The sequence below is a fragment of the Pseudoalteromonas sp. TP27 genome (genome assembly GCF_056470645.1).
In genome coordinates this window covers 1-2,431 of the sequence record NZ_JARDAK010000063.1, presented here as the reverse complement: position 1 = coordinate 2,431, position 2,431 = coordinate 1, and the positions used below count along the sequence as shown (strand labels likewise).

Annotated in this window: 2 protein-coding genes; one reads left to right on the top strand and one right to left on the bottom strand. The window is 35.0% G+C overall.

Annotated elements, in window-relative coordinates:
* Positions 1-176: 176 nt before the first annotated feature.
* Positions 177-1,922, top strand: coding sequence for a hypothetical protein (locus tag PX700_RS21815; protein ID WP_479521924.1), 1,746 nt, complete (start codon positions 177-179; stop codon positions 1,920-1,922).
* Between the two features lie 16 nt (positions 1,923-1,938).
* Here the strand turns inward: PX700_RS21815 and PX700_RS21810 are convergent.
* The coding region (locus PX700_RS21810; RefSeq protein WP_479521923.1) for a TniB family NTP-binding protein at positions 1,939-2,431 on the bottom strand (493 nt) is incomplete at its 5' end.

Here is a 2,431-nt window from a genome sequence, read left to right as displayed (position 1 = left end):
GCCTATGTTGGATGTACTTAAGTTTGTTCATATTAATGTCTCTGGTAATTAAGAAGGATGTTTATTGTGGCTTTAAACTGTTCAATAATTGTTCAAAGATACAAATAAGTGTCACGTAATCTACAAAGGGGCTATGATTCTCTCTTCATTAATAGATAGTAGGAATTGGTAGCACTTTGTCTTATTTCGATACTCACCAACTAGAAAGAACAAATTGGCGTTGTTCTCTTAATCTGTATTCATTTTTTGAAAAAAAGATAGTTCACGGGTTATTTAAAAAAAATAGTGAATATGTTGTTATTTGGTACGGGCATAAATTGACTACCGAAGCAACAAACACTTTTGTTGAAGTAAAATTTGTTGAGCTAACTAATCCTGTCTATATGGGAAAGGATGGCGAAGAATGCCAAAGTTTTTTGATTGTAAAAATTCCTATTAATTACTTACATAAAATACCATTTGGTAGTATTTGGGTTAATGGTGAATCAGAGCAATGTTTCACATTGCAGACATATACCATTACTATTAATGAAGATAGGTCTAATCTGTCTGATATATCACTTGATTATTCCAAGCGTAATGATGAAGTTCATCCATTTGAATTTCAGGAATACGTTCATATTAATGATATTAACTTTTTTCAATGGGATAAAAATCAGCTTTTAACGATAAAACAAAATAAGACTGAATTTGTTATACATCCTTTGCAATTTTTCATCGCTCATTATGGTTATTCTAATGAAATCAATCGTATTCTTTCAGTCTATAGCTGGCCAAAAGTAGAGCAAAAGCTGTGGTTAAATGAGGATATAAACACAGATTCTGAATACCCTGTGATATTACCGCGCAACCTGCCACATAAAAATGCGGTTTTCCTCCATTATTTGAAATACGATGACTATACAAAAGCGATAGTTAAAGGCGTAAATGCCGACATATTGCTTACTAAAAAAGACAGCACTGAAACATATAAAATTCCTTGTTGGCATAATCAGGCGATTACCCTTTCTTTTTATGGGATCCCTTTAGGTAATAGCGTGCTTTGCACGCAAATTACAGGGATCTCTGTGCCTCAAGGTAAAGCGATCGACCTCGTTTTAGCACCTAAATCAGTGGCTAGAAATGGGAAATTATCGGGCAATGGTAATAATGTTCAATACCGCACTGTTAAAAAGGAGCGAGAGCACGAAATCGAACGATTAGATGTTGCCATGAACCCAGTAAATAATCTCGTTACGACAAGTGTTATAGAGCAATTAACATTGATAGGCCAAGACCGAGATATTAATAAAATCCAAGATATTAATATTTATCAACACAGCCTAGATACAAGGCTGGTTCCTTATAAAGATCCTACAAATTTTGGTGTGGGAGCTAAATGTGACGGATTAGGTTTCACTGGGCTTGCAAATTGTTTTTATGATGTACCCAATAGTGAAATCGAAGATGATAAATCTCGATTAGAAACGGTGTGGGAACATGCGACACGGTTATGTATAGAGCGTGGAGCGGAAGTTTGTTGGTATACGCCAAAATGTGGGTTTAATGACAGCGATGATTTTAAATTGATCTCATTAAATGAAGCCTGTAAGCAATTAGGCACCAGTTATCCATCTAACGCTTTGGTTATCCGTATTGTTCTTAACACATTGGTCCTGTATATAATTAGTTTTCCTATCAATAAAAAAGGTTCAGGATTCAGTAGTGTCGTGTATAAGCCTGATAATATGGACTCATTTTTAAATCATGATTTGTACCATGAGGGCTCTGATACGTTAGTTAAGTTGTTAGTTGAAATTGTTTCTTTGAATTCTATTGAATCTGATTATGTGGATTCTAAAAACGGGAAAATGACCACGTTTATTCATAGACCAGGAGCAAATAATAATTGGGTTATTAATGGTATTAATAAATTAAAGTGAAATAAGTATATGGCTCTTAGTCAAAAGGTAAGTGTTGCCTAACTGCCATTATTATTTCTGACGTAATTTGCTCAGTGCCTGTTGTTATGGCTTTAACTGCACAAGCGGTTAGTAGGCGATGCACATTCCCTATATTTCCATTTGAAATGGCATGAATATTTTTTGCCATTGCTGGCTCTTGTAGATTGGAACATTTTTTTAGTGGCAATATGCTTTGAAATTGGTAAAGCAATTGCTGAAATTCACGGTCGCATTTCCAAACTGGTAATGTAATGACATCAAAGTAGGTATTGTGCTGTGGGTTGGCATGGAAGCGTTTCATTTCTTTACGATTGCCAACCCCAACGAATGGGATCTGTAATTCATCACATAGCGTCTTAATGGCATTCATTACTTGATGTTGTGAGTGAGACTCTCCTATAAGTAAAGAATGAAACTGGTCTATGATTAGCATTTTCACTTTGTACTCTTTAAAAAGGCTGATTGTTTCACTGCGGAGTTTCACTACG